This is a genomic window from Carbonicoccus niuqiaonis, assembly GCF_050157065.1.
GTDB lineage: Bacteria > Actinomycetota > Actinomycetes > Propionibacteriales > Propionibacteriaceae > Avipropionibacterium.
Map to the genome: position 1 here is coordinate 163,397 of NZ_CP189573.1, position 19,857 is coordinate 183,253.

Sequence of the window (19,857 nt, forward strand, 5' to 3'; positions counted from 1 at the left end):
GGGGCGGGAATCGTCCGTCGATGACCCTCCCCAGCTGGACCGACCCGATCGTCCGGATGGCCAGCGAGGCGATCGGCGGCCCCCGCGGCGACCGCGGCACCGCCCCGCGCCGCATCGTGGTGGTCGGCGTCGTGATCGTGGTCGCCACCCTCACCTGGCTGGCCAACCTGCTGCAGAAGGTGCCGTGCCGGCTGAAGGTCGACGAGACCGTCGACTGGTTCGCCAAGCTGTGCTACTCCGACATCCCGCTGCTCTACCGCTACCGCGGCCTCGCCGACGGCAACACCCCACTGCTCGACGAGGGCAACTACCAGGTGTTGGAGTACCCGGTGCTCACCGGCGGCCTGCTGGAGGTGCAGCGCTGGATCACCGTGGCACTCGGCGCCCCGGTCGGCCCCGGACTGACCGAGGCCGAAGCCGTACGGGCGCAGCTGATGTTCTTCGACGTCAACTCCGTGGTGCTGTTCGTACTGTTCCTGGTCGCGGTGCTCGCCCAGGTCCACACCCCGACCGGTCGGCCGTGGGACGCGCTGATGGTCGCCGCCAGTCCGGCGGTCATCCTCACCGGACTGATCAACTGGGACATGTGGCCGATGGCGCTGACCGCACTGGGCTGCCTGTTCTGGGCCCGCCGGATGCCCGTGCTGGCCGGCGTCCTGCTCGGCCTGGCCTGTGCCGCCAAGCTCTACCCGTTGTTGCTGCTCGGGCCGCTGTTCCTGTTGTGCCTGCGCGCGGCCAGGATGGAGGCGTTCGCCCGTACGGTGTCGGCCTTCCTGGTCAGCTGGGCGGCGGTCAACCTGCCGGTCATGTTGCTCGCACCCCAACAGTGGATGGTGTTCTGGACGTTCAACTCCGACCGTGACGGGGAGCTCGGCTCGATCTGGTACGTCTACGAGTTGATCACCGGCAACGAGTTCCCGGCGCTGAACACGGTCAACGCGCTGCTGCTGATCCTGGGCTGTGCCGCGATCGGCGTGTTGATCATGGTGGCACCGCGCCGCCCCCGGTTCGGGCAGGTCGCCTACCTCGTGGTGTTCGTCTTCCTGGTGCTCAACAAGGTCTACTCACCGCAGTACGTGTTGTGGCTGCTCCCGCTGATGGTGCTGGCCCGACCGCGCTGGCGTGACTGGATCGTCTTCACCACGGGGGAAGTGGTCTACACCGTCGCGATCTGGGCCCACCTCGGCGGCTTCTCGTACGCCGGCGCCGGCGGCGACAGGATCTACTGGCTCGCCGTCTTCTTCCGGATCGGCTGCGAGGCGTGGGTGGCGGCCCAGGTGGTGCTCGACATCCTGCATCCCGAGCGTGATCCCGTACGGCTGGGTCGCGATCCGAGCGGACGACCGGTCGACGACCCGACCGGCGGACTGCTCGACCACGCCCCCGACGCCGACTGGTTCCGACGGCTGTGGAACCGGTACGCCCTGGGATCGGGTGGTGCGCGCGCTGCCGGTGAACCGGCCGCCGGTGGCGCCGGCGGTCACGCACCTCCCGCATGAGGGCGGTGGCTCCTCGCTGGTGGCTCGGGCAGGAGGGGCGGCTGGTCGCCCAGGCGTGGCTCGGCAGTCGACTGATCATCTTCCTGGCCGCGCTGGTGCTGGCGATCCAACAGCAGCAGGCGCCCGGGCGGGTGATGAACAACTGGGACGCCGACCTGTACGGCATCGTCGCGCGGGAGGGCTACCTGGCCCACCCGGACCTGATGGCGTTCTTCCCCGGGCTGCCGCTGCTGCTGCGGGCGGGGCTCGTGATCGGCATCCCGACCGTCGCCACCGGGGTGGTGCTGTCGGCGATCGGCTCAGCCTTCGCTGCCGCCGCCCTGCACCGGCTGGCGAACCCATGGGTGGCGATCGCCTGGCTGTTCGCCCCGACCGCCGTCTTCACCGCCGTCCCGTACACCGAGGCGTTGTTCTGTGCGGCCGCGTTCTGGGCCTGGGAACGGGCCCGCGCGTGGGACTGGCGGGCGGCCGGGATCCTGGCCGGTGTCGCCGCCTCGTTCCGGGTGTCGGGGGTGTTCCTGATCGCCGCGCTCGCCGTGTTGGCGATCACGACCGTGTCCCGGCCGTGGTCGGCGCGGCTCCGGGCCGGACTGTGGTTGTTGGTCCCGGTCGCGGTGATCGGCGCCTACTTCGGCTACCTGTACGCCATCACCGGCAACCCGATCGCCTGGTACGACGCCCAACGCTCCGGCTGGGTCCGGGAGTTCACCTGGCCGTGGGAGGCCGCCCTCAACACCTGGCCGGTGATCAAACCGGGTGGGTATCCCGACAATCCGTGGTGGGCGGAGGTGTTCCGGTTCGAGGTGGCCAGCATGGTGTTGGGGTTGCTCACCACCGGCTGGTGCCTGGGCCGCCGCCGGTGGGCCGAAGCGGTCTGGGTCGGCAGTCAGGTGCTGGCGTTCTCGACCTCGTACTGGTTCTACTCGGTCAACCGGGCCACCCTGCTGTGGTTCCCGTTGTGGATCATGCTGGTCGAGCTGGCCCGGCTGCGACCGTCACGTCCCGGCTGGGCCGTGGTGCACAAGCTGACGGTGTCGGCGGCGGCCACCGGGATGGTCTGCACCATGGTGTGGTGGTGCTGGCTGTTCTTCACCGGCCACTGGGCGAGCTGATCGGGGACCGAAACGCGGCGATTTCGCCCCGAAGCCCGCGTCAGGCGCCGATCGGCCAGAAATCGCCGCGTTTCGGTACGGGATCACGCCGACTGCCCGACCCTCCGTCGGGCCACTGACTCCTAGACTGACAAGGGCCATGGACGAATGCCCGAACTGCCAGAGCCCGGTGGAGCTGACCGCCACCCGCTGTCAGCGCTGTGGGCTGCCCCGGAACGTCCCGGTGTACGGCGAGGACGGCAGCCAGGTCGGCACCACCTTCGCCCAGCCGCCGGGCGTCGTGGGTTTCCCGGGCACGTCCGGTGGCGCCGGATCACCGGGGACGGGTCCGTCCGGGGCGGGGTTCGCGTTCTTCGACTCGCCGCGCACCGGTGACTTCACCGAGCCGCCGGCCCCGGGGCGCCGCCGCTCGACCGGCCGAACGGTGTTGATCACCGTGGTGGCACTGGCCGTCGCACTGGCCCTGGGCGTCGGCAGCGCGATCGTGATCAACAACGTCCGCCAACGGCCCGACCCGCCACCGCCACCGCCACCGTCGAGCGGGTCGCCGAGCCCGACTGCCGCACCCCCGACCACCGAGCCGCCGGAGAAGCCGGAGAAGCCGGAGAAGCCGGCACCACCACCGATCGACAAGCCCGCGGTGCTGGCCAAGGTCGGCCCCGGCATCGTCACCGTCGTCGCGACCGGCTGTGACGGCAGCGAGGCGAACGGGGCGGCGACGGGTTTCCTGGTCGGCGCCGACCGGGTCGTCACCTCGTGGTCCGGGGTAGGTACCCCGGCCGCCGCGGCGGTGCTCACCGCCGACGGCACCCCCTACGCCGCCACGGTCGAGCAGGCCTACCCCGAGCACGGGCTGGTGGTGCTGCGGACGGCCCGCCCGGTCAGCGGCGGCACCCCGCTCACCGTCGACGCCACCACGCCTGCGGCCGGACTCACCTCGTACGGCATCACCGCCGACGCCCGAAGCCGTACCGCCGCGGCGTTCGTCGACCTGCCGATCACCGACCTGACCGGACGGGGCACGGTCGACGGGCGGGAGGTGACCGGGGTCGGGACGTCATCCACAGCGGCCGGCGCAACCCTCGGTGGGGGACCGGTGGTCGACCACGAGGGCCGGGTGGCCGGGGTGGTGCTGCGGTACGGCGACGCGCTGCTGGTGGTCGGTGGTGACCGGCTGCAGCAGGTGCTCGACGCCGCTCCGCAGACCACCGACACCGACTGTGACCGGATGCTCGGCCCGCAGGGGGAACTGCCGCTGGTGCAGGGGTCACAGCCGGTGCTGGAGGCCTACTTCGCCAGCATCAACCGGGGTGACTACGCCGCCACCTGGGGGCTGCTGTCGCCCAACGCCCGCGGCGGCTCGCAGGCCGAGGCGGCCGCCGGCTGGGCCACCTCGTACGACTTCAACATCGTGATCGACAACCGGAGCGACGGCACGTACGACGTCAGGTTCGACTCGATCTTCGCGCGCGGGAAGGGGCCCGAGCCGGGCCTCACCTGCGCACGCTGGCACCTCGTCTACACGATCATCGACGGCAGGATCGACCGGGCGCGGGCCCCCGAGGGTGGCCAGGTGTTCACCGGCTGCTGAGGTTCACTGACCGGCGCCGAGCTTCCCGCTCAGTCGGTGCCAGCGCGAGCTCGCCTCGGTCACGCCGACGATCTCGACCTGCTTGCCCTTCTGTTCGTACTTCAGCTGGATCGCGTCCAGGGTGGCGACACTGGAGGAGTCGAAGATCTGCGCCTGCGACAGGTCGATCACGATGTGCTGCGGGTCGCCGACGTAGTCGAACTGGTAGACAAGATCGTTGCTGGAGGCGAAGAACAGCGCCCCGCGGACGGCGTACACCCGGGTGTCCTCGTCGGGGTGGGCGACGTCGACGACCTCGGTGAAGTGGGCCACCCGGCGGACGAAGAACAGCACCGCGACGATCACCCCGAGGATGACCCCGATCGCGAGGTTGGAGGTGGCGACGGTGGCCACCACGGTCACCAGCATGATCACCGTGGCGCTCACCGGCAGTTGCCGCAGGGTGCTCGGCCTGACGCTGTGCCAGTCGAAGGTGCCGACCGACACCATGATCATCACCGCGACCAGTGCCGCCATCGGGATCATCGCCACGATGTCGCCCAACGCCACCACCAGTACCAGCAGGAAGGTGCCGGCGAGGAAGGTGGAGATCCGGGTCCGCGCCCCCGACACCTTGACGTTGATCATGGTCTGACCGATCATCGCGCAACCGCCCATCCCGCCGGTCAGCCCGGTGACGAGGTTGGCCACGCCCTGGCCCCAGGCCTCCCGGGTCTTGTTGGAGTGCGAGTCGGTGACGTCGTCGACCAGCTTGGCGGTCATCAGCGACTCCAGCAGCCCGACCAGCGCCATCGCGAAGGCGTACGGGGCGATGATCCGGAGGGTCTCCAGGGTGAGCGGCACCTGCGGGATGAACAGGGTCGGCAGGCTGTCGGGCAGTTCACCCTCGTCGCCGACGGTCGGTACCTCCCAGCCGGTCGCGACGATGAGCACCGTGATCACCAGGATCGCGACCAGCGGAGCCGGCACCACCTTGGTGAGCCGCGGGAAGAAGATCATGATCAACAGGCCCCCGGCGACCAGTGGGTACACCAGCCACGGCACCCCGAACAGGTGCGGCAACTGGGCCATGAAGATCAGGATCGCCAGCGCGTTGACGAACCCGATCATCACGCTGCGGGGGATGAACCGCATCAGCTTCGCCACGCCGAGCACGCCCATCAGGACCTGGAACAACCCGGCCAGCAGCACGGTCGCGACGAGGTGGTCCATCCCGTACTCGCGGGCGATCGGGGCGACCACCAGGGCGATCGCGCCGGTGGCGGCCGAGATCATCGCCGGCCGGCCGCCGACGATCGCGATCGTCACCGCCATCGTGACCGAGGCGAACAGTCCGACCCGGGGATCGACCCCGGCGATGATCGAGAACGAGATCGCCTCCGGGATCAAGGCCAGGGCCACGACCAGACCGCCCAGCACCTCGGTCCGCAGGACCCGCGGCGAGCGGAACGCATCCCACACGGTGGTGAGGCGATCGGGGGTGCGGCGATCGGGGTTGGACAGGCTCGTGGTGCCGGGCGCACGCATGGACGTATCCGTTCGGGTGTGGGCTTGGTGAGTGGTGGTGTCGGGCTATTCGCCGGCGTCGTCGGTGATGATCAACTGGTCGACCTGGGCGGTGGTCAGCCGCACTTCGACCGGCAGCTGGTCACCGACCGCTGGCGGGGTGGCGCTGCCGGGCAGCAGCACCATCGACGACTGCATGTGCGGCGGTTCGGCGAACCAGCGCTTCTTGCCGTCGATCGTGAACGGGCTCAAGGCACGACCCAGCGCGGCGAGCGAGCCGGTGGCGACCGAGATGACCCGGGAGCGGGCACTGCGCGCGGAGGTCGGGGCCTCCATGCCGATCCCGTTGGCCGTACCGCCGGCGACGATCACCAGCCACCCGTCGGCCGGGACGCGGCGCCGCCAGTAGCCGACCCGCTCACCCCGCCGGACGGGGTGGACGTCGAGCACGGTGGTGGTGGCGCTTCGGGTCGCCGGGGCGCCCAGCCACAGGTTGGTGCCGATCCGCAGCCGGTGCGTGGTGCCGAGTCCGGTGGCGATCCGGGCGGCGTCGTCGCCGGCCAGGTGGGAGAACCACAACGGCGCCGATCGTACGGCGTTGCACGCGGCCGCGAGCTGCTCGGCCTCGGCGGTCCGGCCGTCGGCGACGTGCGGCAGGTGGATCACCCACCCCTCGAACGACACCGCGTCACCGAGCTCGTTGACCTTGGCCAGGTCGGTGGGGGCGAGACCGTGGCGGCGCATCGAGGTGAGCACCTCGACCAGCACCCGGGGTCGTCCCTCGGCCCCGGCCAGCCGGGCCAGGTCGTCGACCCGGGAGACCGTCGAGATGACGCGCGGGTCCGCGGCGACCTCGACCGCCACCGGATCGTCGGCGGACCACGGGTTGAGGATCACGATGTCGCCGTCGAAGTGGTCCCGCACCAGGGCCACCTCGCCGGGGATGCCGACCGCGATGGTGTCGACGCCGAGCCGCTGCGCCTCCCGGGCCAACGTGTCGAGGCCGAAGCCGTACCCGTTGCCCTTCGCGACCGGCACCAGCCCCGGGGTGGTGTCGGCGAGGTGGCGCAGGTGCGTACGCCAAGCCGGTCCGTCAACGGTCAGGGTCACTCCACTCACGGGTCACACCCTAGGCGACACCGTCAGCGTCGCGACATGTACAGGTCGAACGCCTTGTACAGCACCTTGTTCAGCGGCAGGTCCCACTCACCGAGGTATTCCACGATCCCGCCGCCGGTGCCGACCTTGAACTGGATCAGCCCCAGCTCCGGGTCGTCGGCGCCGACGCCGGGGGTCACCCCGCGCAGGTCGTAGACGGTCGCCCCGGCCTCGAGGGCGTCGGTCATCATCTGCCACTGGATCGCGTTCGAACCGCGGACGTCCCGATGCGCGGTCGAGCTCGCGCCGTACGCGTACCAGACGTGCGTGCCGACCCGGATCCACAGCGTTGCGGCGACCAGGTTGTCGTCGTGGTGGGCGAGGTAGACCCGGATCCGGTCGGGGTCCTCGGCGTTCATCTCGGCGTACATGGTCTGGAAGTACGGCAGCGGCCGCGGCTCGAAACCGTCGCGGCGAGCCGTCTCCACGTACAGCTCGTGGAAGGCGGCCAGGTCGTCGGGGCCGCCGACGGTGACCGCCACGCCGGCCTTGGTCGCCTTCTTGATGTTGCGGCGCCACTGCTGGTTCATCCCGGCCAACAGGTCGTCGGGCGATTTGTCGGCCAACGGCAGCCAGAAGTTGTACGCAGGCTGCCCGGCCGCGAAGCCGTCGGTGTGCTTGGGCGGGATCCAGCCCAGGTCCAGCAGCCGGTCCCGCAGTCGGGGCGCCGCAGGGTCGGCCTCGGTGGGCTCGACCTCGAGCAGCGAACCGACCGCCTCGTCGGCGACCGCGGCCTTGATGGTCGGGGCGTCCCAGCGGCGGTGCACCAGGGTGGGGCCGATCCGCACCCCGAAGGCCCCGGACCGCTTCAGGTGGGCGGCCAGCGGCACCAGGAAGTCGGCGGCGTCGACGTCGGCCCAGTCGAGCACGGGCCCCTCGGGCAGGTACGCCAGGTAGCGCTTCAGCTTCGGCAGCTGCCGGTAGAGCACCAGCCCCGCCCCGACCAACTCAGTACCGTCGAACCACCCCAACGACTCGCCACGCCATTCGGACTTCACGCCGGCCCACGCCGGGGTCTGCAGGAAGCTGGCACCGCGCGACTCCACGAAGTCGCGGTGCTCCTCCGCGGGGATGGTGCGCACGTCCAGCTGTCGTGCGCTGCCATGATCAGGGGTCGTCACGCCTTCTCCTCCGTCGAGCGCCACTCGTCGGCGCCACTGTCGTGTCGGGTGCCACGGTCGCTGCAGTCGCGACCCTACCTGCTCCGGGAACGACGATGGGGCCCCCACGTCGGGGGCCCCATCGGTCGTACTCAGGTCGTGCTCAGGTGTTGCTCATGCCGGACTCGGCGGAGCGGAGGTGAGCCGCGGGCTCACTTCTGCCAACCGATGTCCTGCGGCTTGCCGATGTGGAACAGCTCCGCACCGTAGTTGGCCAGACCGGCCTTCACCGCGATCATGGTCGGGCCGTTGAAGATCGGCAGGATGCCGTACGTGGCGAGCGCCTCGACCTCGAGCTTGTTGAGCTCGGCGGTCTGCTCGTCGGGATCGGGGATGCCGGCGGCCTCCTCGATCTTGGCGTCCAGCTCAGCAGTGCCGGTGCCCGACACGTTCAGCGACGAGTTGCTGCAGTAGAGCTGGCAGAAGTACGCCTGACCGAACGGGTCGGACGAGGCGAAGCCCATCAGGAAGATGTCGAACAGCTTCCCGTTGAACACGGTCGAGAAGTCGCTCGACGGCCGGCTCTCGTTGTTGAGCTTGACGCCGATCTCCTTCATCATCGCCTGCAGTGCGGTGGCCCGGGCCTTGGTGGTCGGCGAGTCGCCCAGCACCGGCAGCGTGATCTCGAGCACCTTGCCGTCCTTGGCGCGGAAGCCGTCGTCGCCGACGGTCCAGCCGGCCTCCTCGAGCAGCGCCTTGGCAGCCTCGGCGTCGTAGGTGACGCCCGCCTCGGCCAGGTTGTCCTTGTAGCCCTCCTGCCACGGGAACAGGGTGAACGAGCCGGGGAGTTCCTCGGTGTAGTTCAGGCCGTCGTACTGCACCTTCAGGATGGTCTCGCGATCGACGCCCTGCATGATCGCCTGACGAACCTTCGGGTCGGCCAGGATCTCGGACTCGGAGTTGATCACCATCAGCGAGTTGGACGGGGTCGCCGACTGGCGGACCTCGACGTCGGCCATGCCCTGGACCTGCGAGAGCCGGTCCTTGGTGGCGACCGAGGTCGCGTCGATCTCACCGTTCTTGAAGGCGTTCAGCGAGGCCTGCGACTCCATCACGCGGAAGGTGCGCTCGTCCAGCTTGCCCGGGTCGCCCCACCACTTCGGGTTGCGCTCGAAGGTGATGGTGCCGCCCTGCTGGTCGTAGTTCTTGACCGTGTACGGCCCGGCGCCCCACTCCGGGTGCGGGTTGTTCAGGTAGGCCTCGTTGAAGGTCTTGGCGTCCACGCCGGCCTTCGGGTGCAGGACGTAGTTGAACTGCCCCTGCCACCAGGCCCAGCCGCCGCCCCAGGTCACGACGGCCTGCTTGTCGTTCTCACCGGCGACGACGGAGGTGATCCGGTCGTAGCCGTCGGTCGAGCTGACGAGGAACTCCTCGTCCTTGCCGCTGCTGACCTTCCAGGTGGTCTCGAAGGCCTTCCAGTCGATGGGGGTGCCGTCGTTGAAGGTGGCGTCCTCACGGATGGTGTAGGTGACGACGGTGTCGCCGTCCTTCTGCTCGACCGAGACGTCGGTCAGGTAGTCGTCGTTGAACGACCACTCACCACTGGCGGTGTACAGGGCCATGATCGGGTTGTTCCACTTCCACACGTCGAGGGTGTAGCGGGTCCCGTCGGCCTGGAAGGTGTTGAACTGCGGGGTGATCTCGGTGATGGCCGTGGTCAACGTGCCACCATCCTTGATGTTCTCGCGCGGCTGCTCGTTGAACTGGGCGTCCGACTGCGCCAGCTCGGTGTTGGAGATCGACGGGGGCGGTGTTTCGCCGCTCCCACCGGTCCCACCGCCGGGCTGGCAGGCGGCGGTCAGCCCCAGTGCCAACGCCGCCGCGAGGGCGACGACGCCCTTTGTGGTGAACTTCATCTTGTTGTTTCCCTTTCTCAGGCGACCGTTGTGGTCGTGTCGTGCTGGGTTTCGTGGTGCAGGTCGAGGTCGTCGACGAACTCCACAGGGTCAGCGATGGTGGCAGGCATGCCGGTGATCCACACCCTCCTTCCCCACCAGGTCCGGAGTGGTGTTGTGACACAACTCCTGCTTGTCCGGTGACAACGTGAGGAACAGTGGGCAGCGACTGACGAAGCGGCATCCGGGCCGGTCGTCGGTGGGGCTGGGGAGGTCGCCGGAGAGCAGGATCCGCTCGCGCGTCCGCTCCTGCTCGGGGTCGGGGACCGGGATGGCCGAGATCAGGGCCTCGGTGTAGGGGTGGATCGGGGTGTCGAACACCTTGTCGACCTCGCCGACCTCGACGAACTTGCCGAGGTACATCACCGCGACCCGGTCGGCCAGGTGGCGCACCACCGACAGGTCGTGGGCGACGAACAGGTACGACAACCCCAGCTCGTGCTTGAGGCGGTCCAGCAGGTTGATCACGCCGGCCTGGATCGACACGTCGAGCGCCGACACCGGTTCGTCGAGCACCAGCAGCTTCGGCTCCGAGGCGAGCGCACGGGCGATGCCGATGCGCTGCCGCTGGCCGCCGGAGAACGCGCCGGGGAACCGTTCGGCATGCGCCGGGTCGAGCCCGACGGTCGCCATCAGTTCCTTGACCCGGGCGTTGATCCTGGGCTTCGGGATGCCGAACGCACGCATCGGTTCGGCGATGATCTCGTGCACGGTGAATCGCGGGTCCAGGGCGCCCATCGGGTCCTGGAACACGATCTGCAGGTTGCGCCGCGTCTTGCGGACGGCGGCGGCGCCGCGCAGCGTCGCCAGGTCGACACCGGCGATCTCGACCCGGCCGGTGGCCTCCTTGGCCAGGTCCATGATCGCCAACAGGGTCGTCGTCTTGCCCGAGCCGGACTCGCCGACGATCGCGAAGGTCTCACCCTCGCGGATGTCGAAGCTCAGCCCGTTCACCGCGTGCACGGTGCCGACCCGCCGCTTCAGCACCGCACCCTTCATCAGCGGGAACTCGCGGACCAGGTCCTCGACCACCAGCATCGCCGGTCGCTCCTCGCGGGGCAGCCGGTCGATCGCGGACTCGGGGACCACCGGCACCGGGTAGATCGGCTCGCCGTTGATCGCACCGTCGGCCAGTTCGGTGGCCCTGATGCACGCGGCGTCGTGCGCGGTGCCGACCGGGGTCAGCGGCGGTTCGGTGGTCAGGCAGTCATCGACCGCGATCGGGCAGCGAGCCACGAACGGGCACCGGTCCGGCAGGTTGATCAGGATGGGCGGGTTGCCCTCGATCGGTACGAGGGGTTCCTTCGACGACGCGTCGGGCCGCGGGATCGCGCCGAGCAGGCCGACCGTGTAGGGCATCTTCGGGTTGAAGAAGAGCTCGTTGACCTCGGCGCGCTCGACCGGCTTGCCGGCGTACATCACCACGACGTCGTCGGCGGTCCCGGCGACCACCCCCATGTCATGGGTGATCAGGATGACCGCGGCACCCGTCTCGGCCTGGGCGGTCTTCAGCAGCTCCAGCACCTGTGCCTGGATGGTGACGTCGAGCGCGGTGGTCGGTTCGTCGGCGATGATCACCTTCGGGTCGTTGGCGATCGCGATCGCGATCATCACCCGCTGCCGCATGCCACCGGAGAACTCGTGCGGGAACGACTTCATCCGGACCGCCGGGTTGGGGATGCCGACCAGCTCCAGCAGCTCGACGCCGCGCTCCCAGGCGGCCGCCTTCGACACGTCGCGGTGGATCTGGATCGCCTCGACCAGCTGGTCGCCCACGGTGAACACGGGCGTCAGGCTGGACAGCGGGTCCTGGAAGATCATCGAGATGTCGCGACCGCGGATCTCGGTCATCGCCCGCTCGTTGAGGTCGAGCAACTCACGACCGTCGAGCACGATCGAGCCACCGACCCTGGCGTTCTTGGCCAACAGCCCCATGATCGCCAGCGAGGTCACCGACTTGCCCGACCCGGACTCGCCGACGATGCCGAGGGTACGACCGGGGCGCAGGTCGAACGACACGCCACGTACGGCATCGACCCGGCCCGCCTCGGACGGGAACGACACCGTCAGGTCCTTCACCGACAGGATGGGGCCGCCACCGGCGGCATCGGGGGTACGGTCCTGCAGCAGCTCGGTCATGCGTGGCCTCCCGCCGCGGAGTTGGGGTCGAGGGCGTCGCGCAGGCCGTCGGCGATGAACGCCATCGACACGGTGAGCAGGGTCAGCGTGATCGCCGGGAACCAGAACATCCACGGTGCACTGAACAGGGTGCCGACGCCGTCACTGATCAGGGTGCCGAGGGAGACGTCGGGCAGCTTCACCCCGAAGCCCAGGAACGACAGCGAGGTCTCGGCCTGGATCGTGGTGACCACGCCGAGGGTGAAGTGGATGGTCAGCAGCGAACCGATGTTGGGGATGATGTGGCGGGACACGACCTGCAGCGGGCTGAGGCCCATGTAGCGGGCGGCGGCCACGTACTCCCGCTCCCGCAGGCTGATCGCCATGGTCCACACGACGCGGGCGTAGAACATCCAGCCGAACACGACCAGCACCAGGATCAGCATCCGCCAGTCGCCGCCGGCGCTGTTGCTGACCAACGCCAGGATCAAGAAGTTGGGGATCACCAGCAGGAAGTGGATGATCTCGAGCACCACCCGTTCGGTGATGCCTCCGATGTAGGCGGCCAGCGAGCCGACCACCGCGGCGATCACGGTGGTCGCCAGTGACACGACCAGGCCGATCACCAGGGAGCGTTGGATCCCGTGCGCGAGGGCGGCGAACAGGTCGTTGCCGGTGATGTTGGTGCCGAACCAGTGTTCGGAGTCCGGCGGGGTGGCCAGCGCCAGGAAGTCGACGTCGGCGTAGTGGTGGGGGGTGACGAAGCCGCCGAAGATGCCGAACAGCGCGATCACCACGAAGATCACCAGGCCGATGACGGCCATCGGGTTGCGCAGGAAGCGCTTCACGTACAGCCGGGTCTTGCTCGTGCCGCGGGTGTCGTCGGCCTCATCGACGTCCCCGACCAGCGACTCGGCACCGTCGATGCCGTTCGCGGTGCGGTGCATCAGCTCGCCGTCCAGCCGTTGGCTGCCGATCTGTTCGACCTGCCCGGGGGCCAGGTCGTGGGAACGCTCCATCGCCAGTTCTGCGCGCGGCATCGTGTGGACGGCGTCGTGGTCGTGGGGGTCGTGGTCCCCGTCGCCCGCCGATGACCGGCCGGCCCGGCGAGGCCGGTCCGCCTCGTCGGTGGGACGGCTGAAGGTGCTCGTGGTGCTCGTGTCCTCGCGGGTCGAGTTCTCGGGGATCGTGTTCTCGGGGTTCGTGGGGGCCTCGTCGACCTCGGCCTGTTCGCGGGGGGTCTGGTCGTTCATGTCAGCTCACCCGCACTCGTGGGTCGAGGGCCGCAACCAGCACGTCGGACAGGATGGCCCCGATGGCGGTCAGCAGCGCACCGAACGCCGCGATGGCGACCGCACCGTGGACGTCGTTCTTGCTGATCGTCTGCACGAAGTACTGCCCCATGCCGCGCCAGGCGAAGATCGTCTCGCTGATCACCGCGCCGGTGAAGATGGCCGGGATCTGGAAGGCGACCGTGGTCGCCACCGGGATGATCGAGGTCCGCAGCGCGTGCTTGCGGATGGCCTGCGCCAGCGTCAGGCCCTTGGCGCGGGCCGTACGGACGTAGTCGGCGTTGATGTTGTCCAACAACAGGGAGCGCTGCAGGAAGTGGTAGCTGGCGTACCCGAGCACCGTGAGCGAGATGGTCGGCAGGATCAGGTGCCGGATGCGGTCGCCGAGCACGTTCCAGAAACCCTCGACCCCGACGCTCTCGGACCCGGCGACGAACAGCACGGTGTCGCCGACGGACTGGTTGAACCAGATGCCGCCCAGCACCACGACCACCGCCATCACCGGGGCCGGGATGTTCATCGTGACGACCGAGACCTGCTGGGAGAACCCGTCCTGCCACTTGTACTGGCGGGCGGCGGTGTAGACGCCCAGCGAGACCCCGATCAGCACGGCCAACAAGGTGGCGCCGAGCACCAGTTGGGCACTGATCCACATCCGGTAGGCGACCTCCTCGTTGACGAACACCCCCTCGGGCGACTGGCCCCAGTGCCACCGGGTGACGATGTCGGTGAGCCAGATCCACCACCGCTCGATCAGCGGGACCTTGTCGTTCAGGTTGTACCGGTCCAGCGAGGCGTCGATCACCGACTCCGGCAACGGCGGCCGGCGGGCGGTGTAGTTCGACCTCGGCTTGAGGAAGGCGTTGGCCAGGAAGTACGTGAGATTTGTGGCGAGCGCGATCATCAGCACCCAGCCCAGCACGCGCCGAAGGACGTACCGGATCATCGGCCACCACCGGTCGTCGGGGAGGGCGCACCGACCGCAGCACTGCGAAGATGCAGGGTCATCTCATGGCCTCCAGCGTGGCAGTTTCCTCGTCCCCGGGTCCGCGAACCGTGCGCACGATACCCATCCGTCGGGTCCTGATCGGCTCGACGTCCGGCTAAAACTAAGCCACAGCCACGGCGCTCGAACAAACTGGAAGCCCCAATGTTACTCAATCGTAGCCCTGTGGACATCTTGCAGTGTGGACATTCGCTGGACACTGCGGCAGACCTCACTCGGGGATGATCTTGCCCGGGTTCAGGTTCTGCTTGGGGTCGATTCCGTCGAACAGGCCCTGCATCATCGCGACACCGCCGGCGGAGATGTCCTCGGTCAGCCAGGGGGAGTGCTCGGTGCCGACCGCGTGGTGGTGCGACAACGTACCGCCGTGGTCGACGAACGACTGCTGGATCGCCCGCTTGACCGTGTCGTACTGCCGGATCGGATCCGCCGCCTCGTCGTAGACGAAGGCGAAGGTGAAGTACAGGCAGGCACCGGAGTGGTACGAGTGCGACAGGTGGCACATGATCCAGCCCTTGACGCCGAGCTCGTCGTACGCCCCGTTGGCGGCGGCGACCGTCGCGTCGTACACCTCGATCAGTCGTGACCACGGGGCCGCGGTCTCCGACACGTCGGCGGCCGCTCCCCGGTCGAGCAGGAAGTCACGGATGTACGGAGTGTCGAACTTCTTCTGGTCGTACAGCTGGCCCGGGCCGCGGCCGATGCCGAGCCCACCGTGGCGGCGGACGATCGAGTCGACGGTGGCCTTGGTCATCGACACGTGGGTCTTCGAGCCCTCGTACCCGATGAACGACAGGCACAGGGTGTCGAGGTCCCAGCCGCGCACCTGCAGCACCTTCATCATGCCCTCGGTGACGTACTTCGACACGCCCTTGCTGTCCTTGCGGGTGGCGAACGAGAAGCCGGTCTCGTTGGCGTCGGACACCCGGGTGATCGACGGCGCCGCGTCCGACTCGGCGATCTCGCGCATCGTGGCGACGCCGGTCTCGAAGTCGGGGAACAGGTAGGCCTGCACCACCCGCTCGACCGGGACCCGGTGGACCTGCGCGGTCACCTCGGTGATCACGCCCAGCCGGCCCTCGGAGCCGAGCACCATCTCGCGCACGCTCGGGCCGGTCGAGGTGGACGGCAGCGGCCGGATCACCGTGGTGTGCTCGGGCTGCACGACCCGCAGCCCCCGCACGATCTCGGCGATGTCGCCGTACTTGTCGGACTGCATGCCCGAGGAGCGGGTGGCCACCCAGCCGCCGAGGGTGGAGTGGGTGAACGAGTCGGGGAAGTGGCCGATCGTCCAGCCGCGGTCGTTGAGCTGCTGCTCCAGGTCGGGGCCGAGCACACCGGCCTCGATCCGGGCCAGCCCGGACTCCTCGTCCAGCTCGACGACGCGGTTCATCCGCCCCATGTCGAGCGACACGATCTGGCGGGTCTCGTCCGGGCGCGGCTCGAGCGAGCCGGAGATGTTGGAGCCGCCACCGAACGGGATCAGGACGGCGTCGGCGGCCATCGTGGCGTCGACGATCTTGCGCACCTGCTCCTCGTCGGCCGGGTAGACGACCACGTCGGGGATCCGGGGCAGGATGTTGCGGCGGATCCGCAGCAGGTCACGCAGGCTCTTGCCGTACGTGTGCACGACGCGGTCCTCGTCGTCGAGCAGGACGTAGGTCTCACCTACGGCCTCGACCAGCTCGTCACGCAGCTTGTCGGTCAGCTGGGAGTCGGGCACCTTGAGGTCGCCGAAGTCCATCGCCGGGGTGGGGGAGGTCGTGTCAAGGTCGAGCCCGACGGCCTCCCGGACGAAGGGGGCCAGCTTGGGCTTGTCCTCGTGGTGGAAGGCCACGCCTTCGACACCCCAGCCCCACCACTTCATGTGCTTGACGCCGGTCAACGCTCATCCTTCCCCTGGTGCGGATCGCGAGGATCCCCGTCGGTGCTGTCCTGGCTCGTGCTGTCCTGGCTCGTACGGGCCTGGCTCGTACTGTCTCGATCGTCGCTGCCCTGACCCGTGCTGCCCTGATCGTTGTCGTGCTGCGTCCCTGACGCTACTCCAGCCGTACCAGCATCATCGCCCGGCAGGCCCGGCGACGGTGACCCACCCCGCGTGGCGACCGGCAACTCGGCCTGGGTCGGCAACCCCATCTCGACCGCATGGGCGTCGAAGGTGTCGGTGATGTGTGCCGAGATCCGTTCGGTGAACTGCACCGGCGTCTCGCCCGGCTCGGCCTCCATCGGCTTGCCGAAGACGAGTCGTACGGGCGGGCGTCCCGGCTTGGGCCAGGAACGGCCGACCGGCATCGCCTGGAAGGCGCCGATCACCGTCACCGGCACCACCGGGGCGCCGTACTTCACCGACAACCCGGCCGCTCCCGGGGTGAACCGGGTCATCCTGCCGGTACGCGACCGGCTCGCCTCGGGGAAGAGCAGGATCGGGGTGCCCTCGGACAGCAGCTGGGCGGCGACACTGCGGCCCCGCCGCTTGCTGCCCCGTTCGATCGGGAACGCGTTGAAGGCCAGCGCCACGAACAGCTTGCGGTGCCACTTGGTGAAGAAGTAGTCGGCGGCGACGCCGGTGGCCAGGTAGCGGCCCACGTCGAGGGGGATGCCGCACACGATCAACGTGGCGTCGATGTGGCTCGTGTGGTTGGACACGACCACGTACGGCCCGGCGAGGCCGGTCAGGTTCTCCTCGCCGGCGATGTCGACCTTGAGGCTCGACCAGGCAAGGCTCTTGAGGATGCCGCGCTGGGCCACGGCACGCAGCGCCGCGTGGAATCGCGAGCGGTACCTGGTTGTCCGTGACACGTCCCCAACACTAAGGCCGATTGCCGTGCTGTCCGGCATCGGCCGAGTCGGGGCGGGGTTGACGGCTCGTCAGGGACCCGACCTGAGGTTGCTTCGGGGCGTCAGCGACCTGACTTGATCTTGCCCGGGGCGTCAGCGACCTGACTTGATCTTCGACGAGACGAACTTGATCATCGAGCGGGGTGCCACCCGGGCCACCGCGATCGCGACCTTCCACTTGGCGGTCGGTACCGAGACGAGCTTGCCGCGGTCGGTGTCGCGGATCGCGTCGCGGACCAGGTCGGGGGCGTCGATCCACGCCGCGCCCGGGATCTTGCTGGTGCCGATGCCGGCCCGTTCGTGGAACTCGGTCCGGACCCAGCCGGGGCACAGTGCGGTGACGGTGACCCCGGAGCCGGCCAACTCGACGGCGAGCGATTCCGAGTACGCGGTGACCGCGGACTTGATCGCGGAGTAGGAGCCGAGCGAGACGAACATCGCCGTCGACGACACGTTCACGATGGCGCCCGAGCCACGCAGCCGCATCGCCCGACCCGCCGCACCGCCCAGCTGGAACACCGCGCGCAACATCACCTCGAGGGCGTGATCGAGCTCAGGCAGCACGTCGGGATCGAGCAGTCGCTTGTGCATCCCGAAGCCGGCATTGTTGACCAGCAGGTCGATCGGCCGGTCCACGCTGGCGAGCCGTTCGGCGACGAGCGTCGTCCGGTCCCGGTCGGCCAGGTCGGCGGGCAGCACCTCGACGTCGACGCCGTACGTGGCGCGCAGTCGTTCCGCGGTCTCGGACAGCCGGGCCTCGTCGCGGGCGACGATCACCAGATCGTCGCCGCGGGCGGCCAGTTGGTCGGCGAACTCGGCGCCGATGCCAGAGGTGGCACCGGTGATCAAGGCTGTGGGCACGGCGGCCATCCTACGCACCGTGAGCTCGTGGAGGGCCCCGCCTCCCGCGCCCCGTGAGCTCGTCGCACGGCCGGCATCGAGTGGGCAGTTGGAGGGTGGCCCTGTCAGCGAGTGGGCAGTTGGAGGGTGGCCCTGTCAGCGAGTGGGCAGTTGGAGGGTGGCCCTGTCAGCGAGTGGGCAGTTGGAGGGTGGCCCTGTCAGCGAGTGGGCAGTTGGAGGGTGGCCCTGTCAGCGAGTGGGCAGTTGGAGAGTGTCCCTGTCACCGAGTGGGCAGTCGGCGGGGTGAAACCTGCGTCAACAGCTCTCCAAGTGTCCTGTCGATGGCGTCCGTCGGGCGGACTGCGTCGTGGCACACGTTCCCCGTCGTGGCACACGTTGCAGGGCTTCGGAAGCGTATGTCACCGCGAGGAACGTGTGTCACAGCGAGCAACGTGTGCCCCGGGAGGCGTCTCGCCAGGCTCGGCGGGCTTCTCGACGTGGCCGGCACTGTCGTCGGCGCGGAGTCGTTGCTGCGGTCTCGGCATCCGGGAGTGTCCGGGCGGGCCGGGCCTCAGAGACGCTCGCGAAGCCACGCCAGGTCGTCGGGGTGGCCGTCGGCCGGGGTCTCGATCACCACGGGTGCGCCGGCGTCGCGGACCACCGCGGCGAGCCCGTCGGGGTCGCACTGCCCCTGGCCGAGGTTGGCGTGCCGGTCGGCGCCGGAGCCGAAGGCGTCGCGGGAGTCGTTGGCGTGCACTAGGTCGATCCGGCCGGTGATGGCGCGGACCCGGTCCACCAGGCCGACCAGTTCCTCACCGGCGGCGTGGGCGTGGCAGGTGTCGAGGCAGAAGCCGACCTGCTCGACCCCGTCGGCCGCTTGGATCGCGGCCCAGAGCCGCTCGATCCGGACCAGTTCGCGGGCCATCGCGTTGCCACCGCCGGCGGTGTTCTCGATCAGCAGCGGGACGGTGATGTTCGTCCGGTCGACGGCCTTGAACCAGTTCTCGAAGCCGACCTCCGGGTCGTCGTCGGCCGACAGGTGGCCGCCGTGGACGATCACCCCGGCGGCGCCGATCTCACCGGCCAGGTCCATCGTCTGCTGCAGCAGCTTGCGGCTGGGGATCCGGATCCGGTTGTTGGTGGTGGCGACGTTCAACACGTACGGGGCGTGGACGTACAACGCGATCCCGGCGGACTCGGCGGCCTCACGCAGCGCGGCCGCGCCACCCTCGTACGCCACCGTCGGGCGCTTCCACCCCTGCGGGTCGCCCAGGAAGAACTGGCTGAGGCCGGCGTCACGATCGGCTGCCTCGGCGATCGGGTCGGTCTGGTCGACGTGGGCGCCCATGCGGATCTGCGTCATGGGGCCAGCCTAGGCCGACGCCCGGGTGCGATGCCCGGGGAACGTCGCGGGTCCGTGAACGACGAACGGCGGCCACCCCCGAGGTGGGGGTGGCCGCCGTACGACGAAGCGTGTGCGTCAGGCGGTCGCCATGATGGACGCGAACAGTGCGATGTAGATGATCCAGACGATCACGCCGAGCACGGTGAAGATGATCGAGAGGATGAACCCGATCTTCGCCAGCCCGTTGTCGAACCCGGCCTCGGCCGACTTCTTCTTGCCCATGTAGCTGACGATGATGCCGGCCGGTGCGAACACGAAGGCCAGGATCAGCCCAACGATGCCGAGCGTCTTGCCCGGGTCCTCGCCGGTGCCTGCCTGCTGTTGGTACGACATGTAATTTTCCTCCACTCGATACGGGACATCGGGGGCTCCGCAAGCGGTGCCGCCGATGCGAGCCCGCCAAACATTGTTGCGCATCAGGGGTCAAACTCGCCACT

At 69.1% G+C, this 19,857-nt stretch carries 15 protein-coding genes; 3 read left to right on the forward strand and 12 right to left on the reverse strand.

Going from position 1 to position 19,857, the window contains the following annotated elements:
* Positions 1–20: 20 nt before the first annotated feature.
* The 3 genes from ACQBAU_RS00750 to ACQBAU_RS00760 all read left to right on the forward strand — a co-directional run bounded on the left by ACQBAU_RS00750 (position 21) and on the right by ACQBAU_RS00760 (position 4,202).
* Positions 21–1,499: a glycosyltransferase family 87 protein gene (locus tag ACQBAU_RS00750; protein WP_465256185.1), complete on the forward strand. Its 1,479-nt coding sequence runs from the start codon at positions 21–23 to the stop codon at positions 1,497–1,499.
* Positions 1,496–2,611 carry a glycosyltransferase family protein gene (locus ACQBAU_RS00755; protein WP_465256186.1) on the forward strand — a complete coding sequence of 372 codons (1,116 nt, stop codon included), beginning with the start codon at positions 1,496–1,498 and terminating at the stop codon, positions 2,609–2,611. Before ACQBAU_RS00750 ends, ACQBAU_RS00755 begins: the two co-directional genes overlap by 4 nt.
* Before the next feature lie 139 nt (positions 2,612–2,750).
* Positions 2,751–4,202 carry a S1 family peptidase gene (locus tag ACQBAU_RS00760; protein ID WP_434548859.1) on the forward strand — a complete coding sequence of 484 codons (1,452 nt, stop codon included), beginning with the start codon at positions 2,751–2,753 and terminating at the stop codon, positions 4,200–4,202.
* Positions 4,203–4,205: 3 nt separating this feature from the next.
* On the opposite strand, the gene ACQBAU_RS00765 is transcribed toward ACQBAU_RS00760, so the two are convergent.
* From ACQBAU_RS00765 to ACQBAU_RS00820, 12 genes are all read right to left on the reverse strand, one after another.
* On the reverse strand, positions 4,206–5,729 hold the full coding sequence (locus ACQBAU_RS00765; protein WP_465256187.1) for a SulP family inorganic anion transporter: 1,524 nt from the start codon (positions 5,727–5,729) through the stop codon (positions 4,206–4,208).
* A 45-nt stretch (positions 5,730–5,774) separates the two neighbouring features.
* Positions 5,775–6,827: an alanine racemase gene (locus tag ACQBAU_RS00770; protein WP_465256188.1), complete on the reverse strand. Its 1,053-nt coding sequence runs from the start codon at positions 6,825–6,827 to the stop codon at positions 5,775–5,777.
* 23 nt (positions 6,828–6,850) lie between these two features.
* Positions 6,851–7,987, reverse strand: a complete 1,137-nt coding sequence (locus tag ACQBAU_RS00775) for a lipid II:glycine glycyltransferase FemX (protein ID WP_465256189.1) — start codon at positions 7,985–7,987, stop codon at positions 6,851–6,853.
* 191 nt (positions 7,988–8,178) lie between these two features.
* Positions 8,179–9,882 (reverse strand): ABC transporter family substrate-binding protein, encoded by a 1,704-nt coding sequence (locus tag ACQBAU_RS00780; RefSeq protein ID WP_434548855.1) that lies wholly within the window; start codon positions 9,880–9,882, stop codon positions 8,179–8,181.
* Between the two features lie 90 nt (positions 9,883–9,972).
* Positions 9,973–12,060: an ABC transporter ATP-binding protein gene (locus ACQBAU_RS00785; RefSeq protein ID WP_434548854.1), complete on the reverse strand. Its 2,088-nt coding sequence runs from the start codon at positions 12,058–12,060 to the stop codon at positions 9,973–9,975.
* On the reverse strand, positions 12,057–13,292 hold the full coding sequence (locus ACQBAU_RS00790; protein ID WP_465256190.1) for an ABC transporter permease: 1,236 nt from the start codon (positions 13,290–13,292) through the stop codon (positions 12,057–12,059). The genes ACQBAU_RS00785 and ACQBAU_RS00790 overlap by 4 nt, the downstream gene beginning before the upstream one ends.
* Before the next feature lies 1 nt (position 13,293).
* Positions 13,294–14,277: an ABC transporter permease gene (locus ACQBAU_RS00795; protein WP_465256191.1), complete on the reverse strand. Its 984-nt coding sequence runs from the start codon at positions 14,275–14,277 to the stop codon at positions 13,294–13,296.
* 271 nt (positions 14,278–14,548) lie between these two features.
* Entirely contained in the window at positions 14,549–16,222 is a 1,674-nt protein-coding gene (locus ACQBAU_RS00800; protein WP_465256192.1) for an FAD-binding oxidoreductase, read from the reverse strand.
* A complete protein-coding gene (locus tag ACQBAU_RS00805; RefSeq protein WP_465256193.1) occupies positions 16,219–17,136 on the reverse strand; it encodes a lysophospholipid acyltransferase family protein in 918 nt (305 codons plus the stop codon). The genes ACQBAU_RS00800 and ACQBAU_RS00805 overlap by 4 nt, the downstream gene beginning before the upstream one ends.
* 132 nt (positions 17,137–17,268) lie before the next feature.
* Positions 17,269–18,036, reverse strand: a complete 768-nt coding sequence (locus ACQBAU_RS00810) for an SDR family NAD(P)-dependent oxidoreductase (RefSeq protein WP_465256194.1) — start codon at positions 18,034–18,036, stop codon at positions 17,269–17,271.
* 550 nt (positions 18,037–18,586) lie between these two features.
* Complete coding sequence (locus ACQBAU_RS00815) at positions 18,587–19,378, reverse strand: deoxyribonuclease IV (protein ID WP_465256195.1); 792 nt, start codon at positions 19,376–19,378, stop codon at positions 18,587–18,589.
* Positions 19,379–19,495: 117 nt separating this feature from the next.
* Positions 19,496–19,753, reverse strand: coding sequence for a hypothetical protein (locus tag ACQBAU_RS00820; RefSeq protein ID WP_434548846.1), 258 nt, complete (start codon positions 19,751–19,753; stop codon positions 19,496–19,498).
* Between the last annotated feature and the right edge of the window lie 104 nt (positions 19,754–19,857).